12 protein-coding genes are annotated in these 14,754 nt (G+C 72.1%); 4 read left to right on the top strand and 8 right to left on the bottom strand.

Annotated elements, in window-relative coordinates:
* The first annotated feature begins 135 nt into the window (after positions 1 to 135).
* Together POF73_RS23415 and POF73_RS23410 are read left to right on the top strand one after the other, a co-directional pair.
* Positions 136 to 1,119 carry an aldo/keto reductase gene (locus POF73_RS23415; RefSeq protein WP_272118653.1) on the top strand — a complete coding sequence of 328 codons (984 nt, stop codon included), beginning with the start codon at positions 136 to 138 and terminating at the stop codon, positions 1,117 to 1,119.
* Positions 1,120 to 1,204: 85 nt separating this feature from the next.
* Positions 1,205 to 1,687: a DUF6328 family protein gene (locus POF73_RS23410; protein ID WP_272118651.1), complete on the top strand. Its 483-nt coding sequence runs from the start codon at positions 1,205 to 1,207 to the stop codon at positions 1,685 to 1,687.
* 28 nt (positions 1,688 to 1,715) lie between these two features.
* Here the strand turns inward: POF73_RS23410 and POF73_RS23405 are convergent, their stop codons facing one another.
* A complete protein-coding gene (locus tag POF73_RS23405; RefSeq protein ID WP_272118649.1) occupies positions 1,716 to 2,759 on the bottom strand; it encodes a hypothetical protein in 1,044 nt (347 codons plus the stop codon).
* A gap of 119 nt (positions 2,760 to 2,878) precedes the next feature.
* Between POF73_RS23405 and POF73_RS23400 the strand changes: the two genes are divergently transcribed.
* The gene (locus POF73_RS23400) at positions 2,879 to 4,315 is read left to right on the top strand and encodes a serine hydrolase domain-containing protein (protein ID WP_272118647.1); all 1,437 of its coding nucleotides are present in this window, start codon (positions 2,879 to 2,881) and stop codon (positions 4,313 to 4,315) included.
* On the opposite strand, the gene POF73_RS23395 is transcribed toward POF73_RS23400, so the two are convergent.
* The 7 genes from POF73_RS23395 to POF73_RS23365 form a co-directional block, all read right to left on the bottom strand.
* On the bottom strand, positions 4,316 to 5,944 hold the full coding sequence (locus tag POF73_RS23395; RefSeq protein WP_272118645.1) for a serine/threonine protein kinase: 1,629 nt from the start codon (positions 5,942 to 5,944) through the stop codon (positions 4,316 to 4,318).
* 157 nt (positions 5,945 to 6,101) lie between these two features.
* Entirely contained in the window at positions 6,102 to 7,061 is a 960-nt protein-coding gene (locus POF73_RS23390; RefSeq protein WP_272118643.1) for a threonine/serine dehydratase, read from the bottom strand.
* A 151-nt stretch (positions 7,062 to 7,212) separates the two neighbouring features.
* Positions 7,213 to 8,148, bottom strand: a complete 936-nt coding sequence (locus tag POF73_RS23385) for a polyprenyl synthetase family protein (RefSeq protein WP_443049616.1) — start codon at positions 8,146 to 8,148, stop codon at positions 7,213 to 7,215.
* A gap of 353 nt (positions 8,149 to 8,501) precedes the next feature.
* Positions 8,502 to 9,608 (bottom strand): tetratricopeptide repeat protein, encoded by a 1,107-nt coding sequence (locus POF73_RS23380; RefSeq protein ID WP_272118814.1) that lies wholly within the window; start codon positions 9,606 to 9,608, stop codon positions 8,502 to 8,504.
* Positions 9,609 to 9,809: 201 nt separating this feature from the next.
* Entirely contained in the window at positions 9,810 to 10,487 is a 678-nt protein-coding gene (locus POF73_RS23375) for an AIM24 family protein (RefSeq protein ID WP_272118639.1), read from the bottom strand.
* A gap of 105 nt (positions 10,488 to 10,592) precedes the next feature.
* Complete coding sequence (locus tag POF73_RS23370) at positions 10,593 to 12,005, bottom strand: CAP domain-containing protein (RefSeq protein WP_272118637.1); 1,413 nt, start codon at positions 12,003 to 12,005, stop codon at positions 10,593 to 10,595.
* Between the two features lie 89 nt (positions 12,006 to 12,094).
* The gene (locus tag POF73_RS23365; protein ID WP_272118635.1) at positions 12,095 to 13,345 is read right to left on the bottom strand and encodes a serine hydrolase domain-containing protein; all 1,251 of its coding nucleotides are present in this window, start codon (positions 13,343 to 13,345) and stop codon (positions 12,095 to 12,097) included.
* Between the two features lie 225 nt (positions 13,346 to 13,570).
* On the opposite strand from POF73_RS23365, the gene POF73_RS23360 reads away from it, so the two are divergent.
* Complete coding sequence (locus tag POF73_RS23360) at positions 13,571 to 14,749, top strand: ROK family transcriptional regulator (protein ID WP_272118633.1); 1,179 nt, start codon at positions 13,571 to 13,573, stop codon at positions 14,747 to 14,749.
* Positions 14,750 to 14,754 lie beyond the last annotated feature (5 nt).

Genomic DNA, 14,754 nt, shown 5'->3' with positions numbered 1-14,754 from the left:
CCCAAGCTAGGATCGGCCCGGACGGCAAGCGCTTGCCCGCCGAGCTGATTCACTCTTGTGGGTGACGGATTCACAGGAAGCGGAGTGGAGGGGGCCGCTCCGCGCATCCGCCCCGGCGAATGACACACTGACGCCATGGACGAGCGTGTAATCGGTAGGTCGGGTCAGCGGGCATCCGTCGTCGGTCTCGGAACGTGGCAGCTGGGCGCCGACTGGGGAGACGTCGACGAGAAGGAAGCCCTTTCGGTGCTTCAGGCGGCGGTCGAGTCGGGGGTGACCTTCTTCGACACCGCCGACGTGTACGGCGACGGGCGCAGCGAACAGACCATCGCCACGTTCCTGCGCGGCAGGCCCGAGCTGGACATCTTCGTGGCGACCAAGATGGGCCGCCGGGTCGACCAGATCCCCGAGAACTACGTCCTCGACAACTTCCGCGCCTGGAACGACCGTTCGCGGCGCAACCTCGGCGTGGACCGCCTCGACCTGGTCCAGCTGCACTGCCCGCCGACGCCGGTCTACTCGACGGACGAGGTGTTCGACGCCCTGGACACCCTGGTCGAGGAGGAGCGCATCGCCCACTACGGCGTCAGCGTGGAGACCTGCGAGGAGGCGCTGACCGCCATCGCCCGGCCCGGCGTGGCCAGCGTGCAGATCATCCTCAACCCGTTCCGCATGAAGCCGCTGCGCGAGGTGCTGCCCGCCGCGCGGGAGGCCGGAGTCGGCATCATCGCCCGCGTCCCGCTGGCCTCCGGCCTGCTGTCCGGCAAGTACACCAAGGACACCGTCTTCCCGGCGAACGACCACCGCACCTACAACCGGCACGGCGAGTCCTTCGACCAGGGCGAGACCTTCTCCGGCGTCGACTACGAGTCGGGAGTGGAGGCCGCCGTCGAGTTCGCCGCCCTCGCCCCCGGGGGTTTCACCCCGGCCCAGCTGGCGCTGCGCTGGATCATCCAGCAGCCCGGCGTGACCACGGTGATCCCGGGCGCCCGCTCGCCGGAGCAGGCCCGCGCGAACGCGGCCGCCGCCGCACTGCCGGACCTGTCGGACGAGACACTCGCCGCGATCCAGGACCTCTACGACCGGCGCATCAAGGACCAGGTGGAAAACCGCTGGTAGACGCGTACGGCTCCGGGAACGGCCACCCGGCTGGTCCCGGAGCCCCGCCGTTTGAGCGCGATGCGCCGGGGTTACCCGTACCCGCATGACCGAGCAGGAACAGCGCACGGGCCGCGACGAGACCGAGGAGGAGCGCGCCGACCGCATGTGGGGAGAGATCCTCCAAGAGGTCCGCGTGGCCCAGATGGGCGTACAGATCCTCTTCGGCTTCCTGCTCACCGTCGTGTTCACGACGAAGTACGACACCCTCGCCGACACCGACCAGGTCATCTACATCGTGACCGTCGTCCTGGGCGCCGCCGCCACCGGCGCCCTGATCGGCCCCGTGTCCCTGCACCGTCTGGTGTCCGGGCGCCGCATCAAGCCGCAGGCCGTGGAATGGGCCTCCCGGCTGACCGTCGTCGGCCTGCTTCTGCTGCTCGCCGTGATGGTGGGCGCACTCCTGCTGATCCTGCGGGTCGCGACACACGACGGCTATGTGCCCTGGCTGGTCGCGGGCGTGGTCGTCTGGTACCTGGTGTGCTGGTTCGTGGTCCCGCTGTGGGTGCGCCACCGCCACACGCAGTGAACGGCGGCGCCTCGGCCGTCCGAGCCGGTTACTCCGCCCGCGCGGGGCCTGGCTGCGTCCCGCGCAATGCCGAGATGCAGGTGGCGATGGCCTGCTGGAGCTCCTCCAGCTGCTGGACCATGTCGTCCTCGACGAACTCCTGCACATCGTCGAAGGTCAGTTCCTCGAAGACCTTCGTCGCCTTCTGCAGGCTGCTGTAGAACTTCGTCCGCCGCTCCTGCACCCGCAGCTCCGGGTCGGCCTCCACGGCCTCGACGACCAGGGACTTCATGGCGCCGTAGGCCTCCGTGGCCCACTCGCCGGTGTCCTCGTCGTCCTCCAGTTCGTCGATCAGCGACAGATGCCGCTCGGCCTCCTGGCGCAGGTCGACGGGCGCGTCGACCGTCTGCCCGGCGGGCGTCTTGATCTGTCCGGACTCGGCGATCTGGCGGACGTAGTCGATCCGGTCGGCGGCCCGGTTCTCTCCGGCGACGGCCTTCTTCAGCTCCTCGGTGCGGACCACGTCACGCGCCAACTCGGCCTGCAGGTCCGGGTCTTCGCGCACCCGGTCCAGGAGCGCCTGACGGGCCGCGCGGGCCGTCGAGGGGTCGGCGAGGATCGCGGCGCGCAGCGCGGTGGGGTTCTCGGCGACCTCCAGCGCCTTGGTCGGGCGGATGCCCTCCGCCTCGGCGGCCTCGGTGATGGCGGTGCCGCGCTCGGAGGTGGCGCTGTTGCGGGAGACGTAGTAGCTGAGCCACACGTCGGCGTCCGGCAGCTCCACCTCCTGGCCCGGCGCGAGCGCCTCGAAGTGCGGGACGAGACCGTCGTCGGCGGCCCGGTCCCAGGCCTTGTAGTAGCGCATGACACGGTCGGGGGAGCATCCGGCGAGCTCGGCGAACTCCTTCGCGGACACCTTCGGCGTCTCGCCCGCACCCTGCCCGCCGGGCCGCACGCTGCGCGCCACCATCAGCCCGAAGGCCCACCCTCCGGTCCGCGCGTAGACCCCGAACTCACGCGCGTCCCGGGCGACGAGGTCGGACAGCGGGGCCTGGGTCGCGGGGGACGTCTCGGGCGGAACGAACGCAAGGGTCACGGATGACTCTCCTGGAAAGGGCTGGTCGGACTGCAGAAGTGCAGAGACGCAGCCTATATCCACGGCCCTGCAGCGTTTATTCCCTCGATCGGCGCCCGGTCCCGAGAGAGGATGCCCGCATGAGTGTTCGCCCGTTGCCTTCGAGTACTCCCGCCGCCCAGGGTGTCGACGCCTCCGGTGTCCTCGCCTTCCTCGACGACCTCGAAACCACCCCCGACATCGAGCCGCACAGCCTGATGATCCTGCGGCACGGCCGCCTCGTCGCCTCGGGATGGTGGGCGCCCTACGCCGAGGACCGTCCGCATCTGCTCTACTCGATCAGCAAGAGCTTCACCTCGACCGCCGTCGGTATCGCCGCCGGCGAGGGGCTGATTCGGCTCGACGACCCGGTGATCTCGTACTTCCCCGAGTTCGAGGCCGAGATCACCGATCCGCGCAGCCGCGCCATGCTCGTGCGGCACGTGGCGTCCATGGCCAGCGGACATGAGACCGACACCCTCTTCGAGGCGCGGGAACGGGACCGCGAGGACCTCGTGCGCGGCTTCCTCCTGGTACCCCCGCCCCACGACCCGGGCACGGTCTTCGCGTACAACCAGTCCGCCACCTTCGCCCTCTCGGCCATCATCCAGCGCGTCAGCGGCCAGTCGCTGACCGAGTATCTGCGGCCGCGCCTGCTGGATCCGCTCGGCATCGGCGACGTCGCCTGGCTGACGGACCGTTCCGGCCGGGAGCTCGGCTTCAGCGGACTGCACGCCACCACCGACGCGATCGCCCGGCTCGGCCAGCTGTATCTGAGCGGCGGGGTGTGGGAGGGCGAGCGGCTGCTGCCCGAGTGGTGGGTGGCCGAGGCCACCCGGCCGCAGATCCCGAACGCCGGAGCGATGCCCGGGGAGGACTGGCAGCGCGGGTACGGCTTCAAGTTCTGGATGTCCCGGCACGGCTATCGCGGCGACGGCGCCTTCGGCCAGTTCTGCATCGTGCTGCCCGAGCAGGACGTCGTGATCGCGACGACCGCGGACACCTGGGACATGCAGACCCTGCTGAACATGGTCTGGGAACATCTGCTGCCCGCGTTCCGAGCCGCGCCCGTGACCGGCGGCGAGGAGGCGGACGCGGCCCTGGCCGAGCGGCTGGCCGGCCTCGCACTGCAACCCGCGGTCGGCAAGCCCGCACCGCCGGAGCGGGCGGAGGCCTGGTCCGCCGCCGCGTTCACCCCGGACGGCGGTGTCTGCGGGCACCTGCCCAAGCTGACCGCGATCGACCTCGCACCGGGCGCGGACGGCTGGACGCTGACGCTCACCGAGGACGGTCACCCGTTGCCGGTGCGGTTCGGCGAGGCCGGCTGGACCGTCACCGAGGAGCCCGTGCCCACCGCGGTGAGCGGTGGCTGGACCGGCACGGACACCCTCGCCGTGGACGTCGCCTTCCTGGAGACCCCGCACCACCTGGATGTGACCTGCTCGCTCAAGGACCGTACGTTCAAGGCGAGTTGGCGCACGGACCCGCTGCACTCCCTGCCCCTGCGGGCGATGCGCGCACCCCGCGGGCCGAGGTGATCAGTCCCCGGGAACCCGGAAGGTCCGCAGGAACACATCCAGGGCCTCCCGGTTCCCGGGGTCGTCCCAGTCGTCCTCCGGGGTCGTCCAGCGCAGCGAGTATCCGCGGTGTTCGGCGACCACGAAACCGCGGCCGAAGGTGCGCACCCGGGTGCCGTCCTTCTCGGAGAGCCACTCCATGTCGGCGGCCTTGTACCCCTGATACGTGGTCGCCTCGATGTCGCCGATCCGCCGGAACCCGCTCCACTCCTCAAGGCCCGGCTGGACGTCGTCACGCCACACGGCGACGGGGTCCGGGCCCACTCGCTCGCTGTAGGTGATCGCCAGCTTGCGCGGATCGTCGTCGGCACTGAAGAACACGCGGTACGCCAGGTCCGAGGCGCGCTTGGTGCGCAGCGGCTGCCAGCCCTCGGGCAGGGCGACGGAGAAGCCTTCCGGCGACTTGTACGTGCGGTAGCCGGGCGGCAGGGCGTTGCCCGTGGGGGAAGCGGTCGGGGTCCCCGGCTCCCGGGTGGGGGAGGGGCTGCCCGTGGGGGACGGGGTGCCCGTGGGAGTGGCGGACGAGCCGGTCGGGGGAGTGGCCGACGAGCCGGTCGGCGCCCCGGCGGAGGCCGACGGACTGGGCGCCGTGCCCGCCGCCGACGGGCCCGGGTCGTCCTGCCAGTCGTTGGTCGCGACAAGGACGGCCGCCGCGACGGTCACCACCGCCAGCGCCGTTCCGGCGACCATGGCGCGTCTGCTCCAGGCCGGTCCGACCGGGCACCGGCCGCGCATGCGGGGCCGCGGCATCTCCTGCAGGGCGCCCTCGGGGTCCTCGCTGAGGACCCGCACGAACGCGTCGCGGACCACCGGTCTGCTCAGCCGCTCCCGGGAGTCCTTGCGCAACAGCCCCTGCACGGCCTGGGTGAGCGGCCCGGCCCGCACCGGGGCGCGCAGCGGAAGCCGGTCCACGCCCTTCAACGTGGCCTCGGGCCGGTCCCGTTCGCGGTACGGCGGGCGCCCCTCGACCATCGTGTAGAGGATCGCGCCGAGCGCCCACAGATCGGACGCCGGCCCGATGCGCTCGTCGCGGGCCTGCTCCGGGGACGCGTACGACGGTGCGGCGACCCTGGGTGCGAGGGTCGCGCCGGCCAGCCCGAAGCCGGTGACGACGACGGAGCCGTCGTGGCGCACGAACACCTGGCCCGGGCTCAGTTCGCCGTGCGTGATGCCCGCGACATGCGCGGCCTCCAGCACGTCGAGCAGTTCGAGGCCGATGCGGGCGGCCCGCACGTAGTTGAACGCGCCCTGCTGGGCGAGGAGTTCGCCCAGCGGTGTGCCGTCGACCCACTCGGTGACGATCCACAGACTCCCGGACTCCTCGACGACGTCCAGGGCGGTGGCGACCCGGCCCGGCCGCAGCAGCCCGATCCGTTCGGACGTCCGCAGGATCCGGGAGGCCGCCCGGCGCCGGTCGTCCGGGCCGGGATCCTCGGGCAGACCGACCTGGGTGAGGAGGCACGTGCGTTCGGTTTCGATGTCCTCGCCGTAGTAACTGACGCGGTTCGTCTCGCGATGCACGACATCGACGAGCCGATACCTTCCGGCGACCAACTCGGCTGTGGAGACACCTGCCTTGACCATGGTCATCCCTCGCTGAACCCCGTGTTCTCATTTCCCACAGGAAGTACGCGAGGCGTCACGGGAAGCGTTCAACGAAAACTTCAACCAAGGTGCGTTTCTTTTCATTTGCTATCTGACGCCCGAGTAAGCTCGTGAAAAGGCGCAGGAATTGAGCCGGGACGATTCAGCGAAGTTCGAAATCCGCGGCCCAGCGCGACACGTCCGAGGTCGTCGCGTTGCCCCCGCACACGACCAGCCCGACCCGGGCGCCGTTCCCGACCCGCGCCAGCACCCGCCGGGCGGCGGGAAGCAGACAGCCGGCGGCCGGCTCGGTCCACAGCTTGGCGTGCTCGGCGAGATCGAGCACGCCCTGCACCGCCTCCCGGTCCGGCACCACGAGCACCTCGTCGACCAGGGCGGACACATGGTCGTACGTCAGCTGTGACACGCTCGGCGCGCTGAGCGTGGACACGATCGACGACAGCGCCACCGGCACCGGACCGCCCGCCGCCAGCGCCCGGGACATCGCCTCGGCGCCCTCGGTCTCCACGCCCCAGATCCGTACGTCCGGACGGCGGGCCCGCAGCGCCACCGCGACACCGGCGATCAGCCCGCCGCCCCCGACGCTGACGAGGACGTCCGTGAGGTCACCGGCGTCCTCGTCGAGCTCCAGACCGACCGTGCCCTGCCCGGCGATCACCAGGGGGTCGTCGAAGGGGTGGACCAGCGTCAGCCCCTCGTCGCGCAGCCGCGTGACGAGGGAGAACGCGCCGGCCATGTCCTCCGTCAGCCGTACCGAGGCTCCGGCGTCCCGGGCGATCTCGACGGCCCGTGCGGGCGCGGAACGCGGCATCACCACGGTGGCCTTCACATCCAGGACGGCGGCCGTCATCGCCAGGGCGATGCCGTGGTTGCCGCCGCTGACCGCCACGACCCCGGCGGCGCGCTGGGCGTCGCTCAGCGAGAGCAGCTTCGCCGTCGCGCCGCGGGCCTTGAACGAGCCGGTGCGCTGGAGGAGTTCGAGCTTCGCCGTGACCGGCACACCGAGCAGGGCCGACAGACCGGGGCTGGGTACCGTCGGGGTGCGCACGACATGTCCGGCGATGACGTCGGCCGCGGCTTCGACGTCCGGGATCCCGATCAAGGCAGTCACCTTCCCGGCGCGGGGCGGTGATCCGCGCCGCTTCGCACCCTGACGCGGGCGGGCCCGCCGGTCAACCGGGTTCCGCCACCGGAGGCACAGACGGTGCCGCTGACATCACCGCCGTACGGATGTGAACCGAGCCTTCAGGGTCTCACTGATCGCGCCGCACCAAGAAGTCGATCAGCGATCTCAGTGCTTCTGCGGTCTCCGCCTCCAGCGGCACATCGGCGAGAGCCGCCTGCGCGGCGGTCACCTGGCGCCGAGCCTCCGCCAGCGCGGCCGACCGGCCGCCCGACTCCTCGATCAGCGCGGCCACCTCACCGGGACCGGCGTCCGACTCCAGCAGCGCGCGCAGACGCCCGGCCGCGGGGGAGTCCAGCGCGGCCAGCACGGGGAACGTCTTCTTCCGCTCCCGCAGATCGCCGAACACCGGCTTGCCGGTCACGGCCGGGTCGCCCCAGATGCCCAGCAGATCGTCGACCACCTGGAAGGCGACGCCCAGATGCCGTCCCGCACGGTCGAGAGCGCAGACGGTAGCGGGCGGCGCACCGCCGAGCAGGGCGCCCAGCGCGGCCGCGCAGCCCAGCAGGGCGCCCGTCTTGTGCTCGGCCATCGCCCGGTACTCGTCCGGCCGCACCCGCTCCGGTCCCGTCCACGGGCGCGTGGCGAACAGCAGGTCGTCAGCCTGCCCGCGCACCAGGTCCTGCAACGCCACGGACAGCTGCCGCACCGCCCGAGGTCCGGCCGGCGCCGCGGCGAGCGTCTCGACGGCCAACGCGAACAGCGCGTCGCCCGCAAGGACGGCGGGCCCCGTGCCGTACGCCTTCCACACGGTGGGGCGGCGGCGCCGGTCCGTGTCGCCGTCCATGATGTCGTCGTGCAGCAGCGAGAAGGCATGCACCAGCTCCACCGCGACCGCCCCGGGGACCGCCACACCGCCGGACGCACCTACCGCTTCGGCACCGAGCACGGCCAGCGCCTGCCGTACGCCCTTCCCGCCGGAACCGGTGGTCGGCGCCCCGCCCACCTCGCACCAGCCGAAGGAGTACGCCGCCATCTCACCGACCCACGAGTGGGTCCGCCCCACCGCCTCCCGCAGCGCGGGCTGCACCAATGCCCGGCAGCGGCCGAGGACTTGGCGGGCATCGACCGAAGCGTGCGCGGACGCGGTGGCCCGGCGGACGTCAGCCGGAGCCTGGGGCGGGGAGGCGGGGCGAGGGGTGTCGGACGCGGTGTGGGGCGGGGAGGTGGCCTGGTGGGCGTCGGAGGCGGAGTGGGTTGAAGGGGCGGCTTGAGGGGAGGCGGACGTGGTCCGGCTGCTGTCGGTGTCGGTGGCGGTGTGGGGCGGGGAGACGGTCTGGCGGGTGTCGGACGCGGAGTGCGTCGGTGAGGCGGCCTCGCGGGCGTCGTGTGGAGCCCGGACCGGCGAGGGGAACGCGGTCACCGTACGACCACCGCTCCGGCGCCTGCCCCGGCACCCGCGGCGGCCATCTCCGAGGCGCCCGACCCGGCCGCAACGCCCTCCGTGCCGCAGAACTCCTCCTGTGCCCGCGCCACCATTTCCCGCGCGTGCCGCAGCCCGATGCGCTCCAACACCCCGGCCAGCTCGGCCAGTTCGGCGGCCGTCTCGGCACGGTCGCGCCCCAGCTGGGCCCGCGACTTGACCAGGCCCAGCCGGGACAGCGCCTCCCCGCGCGGTTCGCTCATCGCGCGGAACTCCGCGAGCGCCTGTTCGTACAGGGCGCGGGCCGCGGCGTGACGTCCGGCGCGATAGAGGACGTTGCCGCGCATCTTGTGGTTGTAGGCCAGGGCGCTGGTCAGCCGCATCGCACGGCACGTGGTCTCCGCCTCGGACAGCAGGGCCAGCGCCCGCTCCACGTCCCCGTCGCGCACGGAGACGATATCGGCGAGCCCGCGCAGCGCCCAGGCATGACCGCGCCGGTCCTCGGCACGCTCCGCTATCCCGGCCGCCTCCTCGAACAGGTCGTACGCCGTGTCGTACGACCCGGTGTTGCGATGGATCTGCGCGATGCCCTCCAGCGCCCACACCGTGTGCCGCGCCTCACCGCGCCGCCGCGCCTCGGCCAGCAGCTGCTCGTGCAGCCGGTGCACGGCCTCGTAGTCGCCCTGGATCCGGCCGGTCTCCGCGAGCCCCGCCAGCGAGTAGCCGCGTACGACGATGTCGCCGCCGCGCTCGCCAAGATCCGCCGCGAGCTGGAGCAGCCGCCGGGCCAGCGGGAACGCGCCTCGCTGCCGGGCCAGCGTGCCGCCGCTCCACAGCGCCCAGGCCATCGCCGCCGTGTCACCGGCCTCGCGGGCGGCGCGGTAGCTCGCCTTCCACGCCCGGTCGGCATCCCCGACCTGCCCCAGTCGGCGGTGCGCCTCGGCGACCGCGAGCCCGGAGCGCGCCGCCTCGCCGTGCTCCCCGGCGCGCTCTGCCGCCCGCAGCTGCTCGGTGCCCGCGGCCAGCACATCGCTGAGCGAGGAGTTGACGGACAGATTGGTCAGGGCGCCCTGGTACTCCGGGGCAAATGCCTTGCCGTACATCGATGCCTTTCGGTCCGATATACACGGCATCTATACATGCCGTGTATACATGGAGGGTATAGTGCGTCGAAAGCCAGCCCTGACCCAGAGGGCCAGGGCTTCATCCGTGGTCGGTCACGCGATGATGTTCATCTGTTGTCGGTCAAGACGCCGGCACCGCGCACCAAGGTTGCTCGTGAGGCGTAGATCACGTTGTCGGCTTCAGTGCTGCTGGGGTTTCTGCGGCGTCGCCTCACTCGGCCGTACGACGACATAGCCCTGGCCCTGCAGCATCAGCTGCACGGCCTCCCCGGAACCGCCGCGCAGCATCGAGCCGAGGGACTGCGAGCGGTGCAGCGAGGTCTGCAGGCCGGCGGTCCAGCCGACCACCGCGTCCGTGTCGACGTACACCGGGAACTGCGGCGAGACCGGGATCACCAGGGGATTGCCGTCGCAGATCAGACCCAGCCTGCCGTGCCCCGTGAAGACGCTGTTGAACAGGCCGCCGCCGGTGATGCCCGCACCCTTGACGGTCGCTATCCGGTACGACAACGAGGCGTCGAAACACAGGACGTTGCGGCCGTTCACCGTGAACTCGTCGCCCGGGTCGACGTCGACGATGAAGCAGTTCTGCGCCTCGTGCGCGAACCAGGCCTCGCCCTGCCCGCGCACCGCCATCAGCGGCAGCCCCTCACCGGTCATCGCCCGCTTGAGCATGCCGCCCATGCCCTGGCCCTTGCGCTCGAACTGGAGGTTGCCGCGGTAGGCGACCATCGCGCCCTGGCGGGCCTGCATCTCGCCGTTCACCGCGTACTTGATGCACTTGGCGTTCTCGATCGTCATGCCCGGCGCGGTGGCGGGCTGGACCATGTGCTCGCTGGAAAAGAGGTCACCCTTCATACGGGCATCCTGTCCCGGACGGTCCCGTTCCGACCAGATCGCGGCGGCCCGCGTCCTGAACGTTCCCGTTCCGGCCGGACGGCCGCCTCCCGCCGCCCCGACCCGTCAGGCGCCGAAGAGCTGTGTCCAGTACGTGCCGGCCGGGCCGCCGCCCGCGTAGCCGATGCCTATGTGTGTGAAGTCGGGCTTGAGGATGTTGGCGCGGTGGCCCGGGCTGTTCATCCAGCCCTCCACGACTTCGGCGGGGGAGCGCTGGCCGCAGGCTATGTTCTCGCCGATCGAACGCCGGGTGGAGCCCGCGGCGGCGGCCCGGTCCCAGGGCTGGCTCCCCTCGGGCGAGGTGTGGGAGTAGAAGGCCCGGGCCACCATGTCCGCGCTGTGCGCCTGCGCGGCGGTGGTGAGCACGGGGTCGACAGACAGGGGGCGCAGCCCGGCCCGGGCCCGCTCCCGGTTCGTGAGGTCGACGACGTCGGTGCCGGTGCGGGCCAGGTCGCCCGGTGTGAGCGGCCTGGCCCACAACGCCGTCCAGTACGTGTCTCCCGAGCGGCCGCCCGTGACATGGGCCACGGCTGCGTGGGTGAAGGACGGGTCGTGCAAGGTGCTGCGGGGCTGGTCGGTGCGCATGCAGTACGCGACGAACTCGGCGGGGGTGCGGGGGCCGGAGACCAGGTGCTCGCCGACGGTGACGTACGCGTACCCGGTGGCCGTGATGCGCTGGTACACGGAGACGCCGTCGTGGCCCTCGACACCGAGCCGTCCGGCCGCCGCCATGGCGGCGGCGTGGGCCTGAGCGGCGGAGGCGAGGCGGGCGTCATGGGCTACCGGAGGTGAACCGGCCCTGGTACGGGCGGAGTTGACCAGCGCGAGGAAACCGTCGGCCTCGGGGGAGGGCGCGCCCGCCGTGCCCCCGTTCGGGGCGGCGACAGCGGACAGGGTCTGCATCGTGGGCCGTGCGGTCGGCATCGGCGGAGCGCTGGGGGAGGGGCGGCGGAGGGGCGGTGGCGGCGGGGGCGTCGACGGGACCGGGGACGGAGTCGCGTCCTCGACGACGTCCACCCCGAAGTCACGTGCGATCCCCGCCAGCCCGTCCGCGTACCCCTGCCCCAGGGCCCGCAGCTTCCAGCCGTCGCCCCGCCGGTAGATCTCCGCGAGCAGCAGCACCGTCTCCTGCCGCGGGCGCGGCGGGACGAACCGGGCGATCGCACGACCGCCCGGGCCGGTGACCTGGAGCACGGGAGCCGGCAGTCGGCCCAGGGGCGTGCCGGGGTCGGCGGGGCTGACGACCACCGTGACCCGGGTGGCTCCGTGCCGCAGTCCCGGCGGGTCGACGGTCAGGGTCCCGCCCTGGAGCCGGGCGCCCGGAGCGGACGGCTGGTTGTAGAAGACGAAGTCGGCGTCGCCCCGGACCTTGCCGCTGTCGTCGGTGACGAGTGCGGACACGTCGAAGGGGCCGGGCACCCGGACGGTCACGCTGCCGCCCGGGAGGGGCAGATTGCCCCCGGGAACCAACTCGCTCATCGGGCCGTCCTGGTGGGTGGTTCGAGATCCGGTGGGGATGCCCTGAGAACGTCCACCGGATCTCCCGGGTTCCCGCCCGGCGCCGGCCCTCAGCTCCGGTCCGGGCCCGGGGCGACGAGGGTCCCCGGCGCGATGTCCTCGTGCCGTTCGATGCGCGCGGAGCTCTTCCGGGGCTTCGCCTCCTTGCCGCAGAACGCCGACTCCAGCGCGCCCCGCAGGGAGTTCAGGACCGTGCCGTTGTTGGAGGTGTTGGCGAGCGCGGCGAGACTGCGCCTGCCGTCCTTGGACGCGAACGCGTACGTGTAGTAACCCTGGACGGCGCCCGTGTGGCCGTACACCGAGATCCCGCACGACAGGTCGCGCCGCCGCAGCCCCAGGCCGTACGCCTGCGAGGTGCCCGCCGGCACCCACCGCTGCATCTGCGTCAGCTGCGCCCGCGACGTCAGCCGGCCGCCGAGCAGCGCCGACAGGAAGGTGTTGAGGTCACGGGTGCTGGAGATGATCGCGCCCGCGCTCTGTGCCCAGGACGCCGTCTGCTCGGTGGCGTCGACGAGCTTCGCCCCGGCGGTGTCCGGAGTGAGATACCCGCGCGCGTGCCGACCGGGGATCTTCGTGCCGGGGTGCAGATAGAAGGTGTCGCGCAGCTGCAGCGGGTCGATGATGCGCCTCTGGTACGCGATCCGCACCGAGTGCCCGGTCAGCTTCTCGATGAGCATCCCGGCGACCACGAAGTTGGTGTTGGAGTAGGAGTACGCCCCGCCCGGCCCGGTGGTCCGCGGCTTGTCCAGGGACCGGTCCACCAGCTGCCGGTAGGTGAAGACCTTCTTGCGGACCGCCTCGAAGCCGGGAACGCTCCGCGCGAACATGTCGTTGGTGTAGTCGTACAGGCCGCTGCGATGGCTGAGCACATGCCGCACCGTGATGCGGTCGTCGGGCAGCAGACCCGGCAGATAATGGTTGACCGGCGCGTCGAGCTTCAGTTTCCGCTCGTCGGCCAGTTGCAGCAGGACGACGGCCGAGAAGACCTTGGTGACACTCCCGATGCGGAACCGGTCGGCGTTGCTGATGCTCCGTCCGCTTCCGCGGTCCGCGACCCCGGTGGCCGCCCAGTGGACCGAGTCGTGGTCGTCGACCCGCGCCATTGCGCCGGGCGCGCCCTGCCGTTTCACCGTGCGCAGCACATTCCACAGGCCCTTGACGTCCGTATCGGGCAGACCGCCCGCCGAAGCGCGGACCGCAGGGGTGCCCGGTTCCCGGGGCGCGGCATGTGCGGGAACCGCCAGGAGCGACACCAGGGCCGCCGCCACCGCCGTACCTCGGACCACCGTTGCTGAGACCATCCGGCTTCCTCTCGTTGCTGTCGATTCGTCGCAGTCGATGTGCTGCCGATACGAGAACGATCACCCTCGTGAACGATCACCCCTGCGCTGGGCAACTTTCTCGCATCCCGTCACATCGCCACGGACGACGCACAGTTGGACAGTCCCGGATCACCGGGTGGGAGTCCTCGGATGAATCCTGCTTCTTTTATTGACGGCGGAAAATAAGGGCTCTAGGTTCCGGGCATGCCCTCGATCGGTCGTGCAGAGACGTTCCCGGCGAACACGCCGGCCGCCTCGCAGATCTTCACCACGGTTCTGTCCCACGGGCCCCTCACCCGCCTGGAGGTGGCCCGGCGGGCGGGACTGTCACCGGCCGCCGTCACCAAGGCGGTACGGCCGCTCATCGAGGCCGGATACCTGGTGGAGGACGCGGACGAGTCGGCCCGCCCCGCGCTCGGCCGCCCCGCCAACCCGGTACGGGTCGACGGGGGACGGGCCCTGTTCATCGGCGTCAAGGTGACCGGCGACGAGATCATCGCCGTGCTCACCGACCTGTGCTGCCGCATCCGTGTCGCCCGCCACGCCCCGCTCCGCGACCGGGAACCGAAGGGCGTGCTCGCCTCGACCGCCGAGCTGGTGGGCGGACTCCTCGCGGAGGCGGGCGACCTGGGCGTACCCGTCCTCGGCCTCGGCATCGCCGTCTCCGGCGACGTCGACCGGGGCGCGGGCGTCGTCCGCTACTCGCCGTTCCTGGAGTGGCGGGAGGTGCCCCTGGCCGAACTCGCCGCCGCGACCACCGGGTTGCCGGTCACCGTCGACAACGACGTACGCGCCCTCACCGTGGCCGAGCAGTGGTTCGGTGCCGGCGTGGGACTGTCCGACTTCGCCGTGGTGACCGTCGGCGCGGGCATCGGCTGCGGCCTCGTGGTGCACGGCCGGGTGGTCGCCGGTGCGCACGGGGTCGCCGGCGAGATCGGCCACGTCACCGTCGACCCGGCCGGACCGCCCTGCCACTGCGGCAACCGCGGCTGCGTGGAAGCCGTCGCGGGCGACGCCGCGATCCTCCGGCGGATCCGCGAGACGACCGGCGCCGAGGTCGCCGACACCGCCGAGGCCGTGGCCCTCGCCCACCGCGGTGTCGCCGGGGCGCGGGAGGCATACGCCCGGGCCGGTGAGGCGATCGGCCGGGGCATCGCCACCGTGGCCAACCTGCTCGGCCCCGAGCGGGTGATCATCTCCGGCGAAGGTCTCGCCGCCCACGACCTGTTCGCCGAACAGATCCGCGACGCCTTCGCCGCGGCCGCGTTCGGCTCCGCCGCCCGGTGCGACGTACAGACCCGCCCGCTGCCCTTCGAGGAGTGGGCGCGCGGTGCCGCGGCCACCGCGATCCAGTCCTTCATCAGAGCCGACGACCAGCGGTAGGCCCG

It is taken from the genome of Streptomyces sp. HD, from assembly GCF_028369295.1.
GTDB lineage: Bacteria > Actinomycetota > Actinomycetes > Streptomycetales > Streptomycetaceae > Streptomyces.
Note: the sequence above shows the minus strand (reverse complement) of the source record. Positions and strands in the feature narration are given on the sequence as shown.

Bases quoted from the DNA above. Each gene is read 5' to 3' on its own strand.
- POF73_RS23415 (WP_272118653.1), top strand. From the start codon at position 136: ATGGACGAGCGTGTAATCGGTAGGTCGGGTCAGCGGGCATCCGTCGTC.
- POF73_RS23410 (WP_272118651.1), top strand. From the start codon at position 1,205: ATGACCGAGCAGGAACAGCGCACGGGCCGCGACGAGACCGAGGAGGAG.
- POF73_RS23400 (WP_272118647.1), top strand. From the start codon at position 2,879: ATGAGTGTTCGCCCGTTGCCTTCGAGTACTCCCGCCGCCCAGGGTGTC.
- POF73_RS23395 (WP_272118645.1), bottom strand. From the start codon at position 5,944: ATGACCATGGTCAAGGCAGGTGTCTCCACAGCCGAGTTGGTCGCCGGA.
- POF73_RS23380 (WP_272118814.1), bottom strand. From the start codon at position 9,608: ATGTACGGCAAGGCATTTGCCCCGGAGTACCAGGGCGCCCTGACCAAT.
- POF73_RS23375 (WP_272118639.1), bottom strand. From the start codon at position 10,487: ATGAAGGGTGACCTCTTTTCCAGCGAGCACATGGTCCAGCCCGCCACC.
- POF73_RS23370 (WP_272118637.1), bottom strand. From the start codon at position 12,005: ATGAGCGAGTTGGTTCCCGGGGGCAATCTGCCCCTCCCGGGCGGCAGC.
- POF73_RS23365 (WP_272118635.1), bottom strand. From the start codon at position 13,345: ATGGTCTCAGCAACGGTGGTCCGAGGTACGGCGGTGGCGGCGGCCCTG.
- POF73_RS23360 (WP_272118633.1), top strand. From the start codon at position 13,571: ATGCCCTCGATCGGTCGTGCAGAGACGTTCCCGGCGAACACGCCGGCC.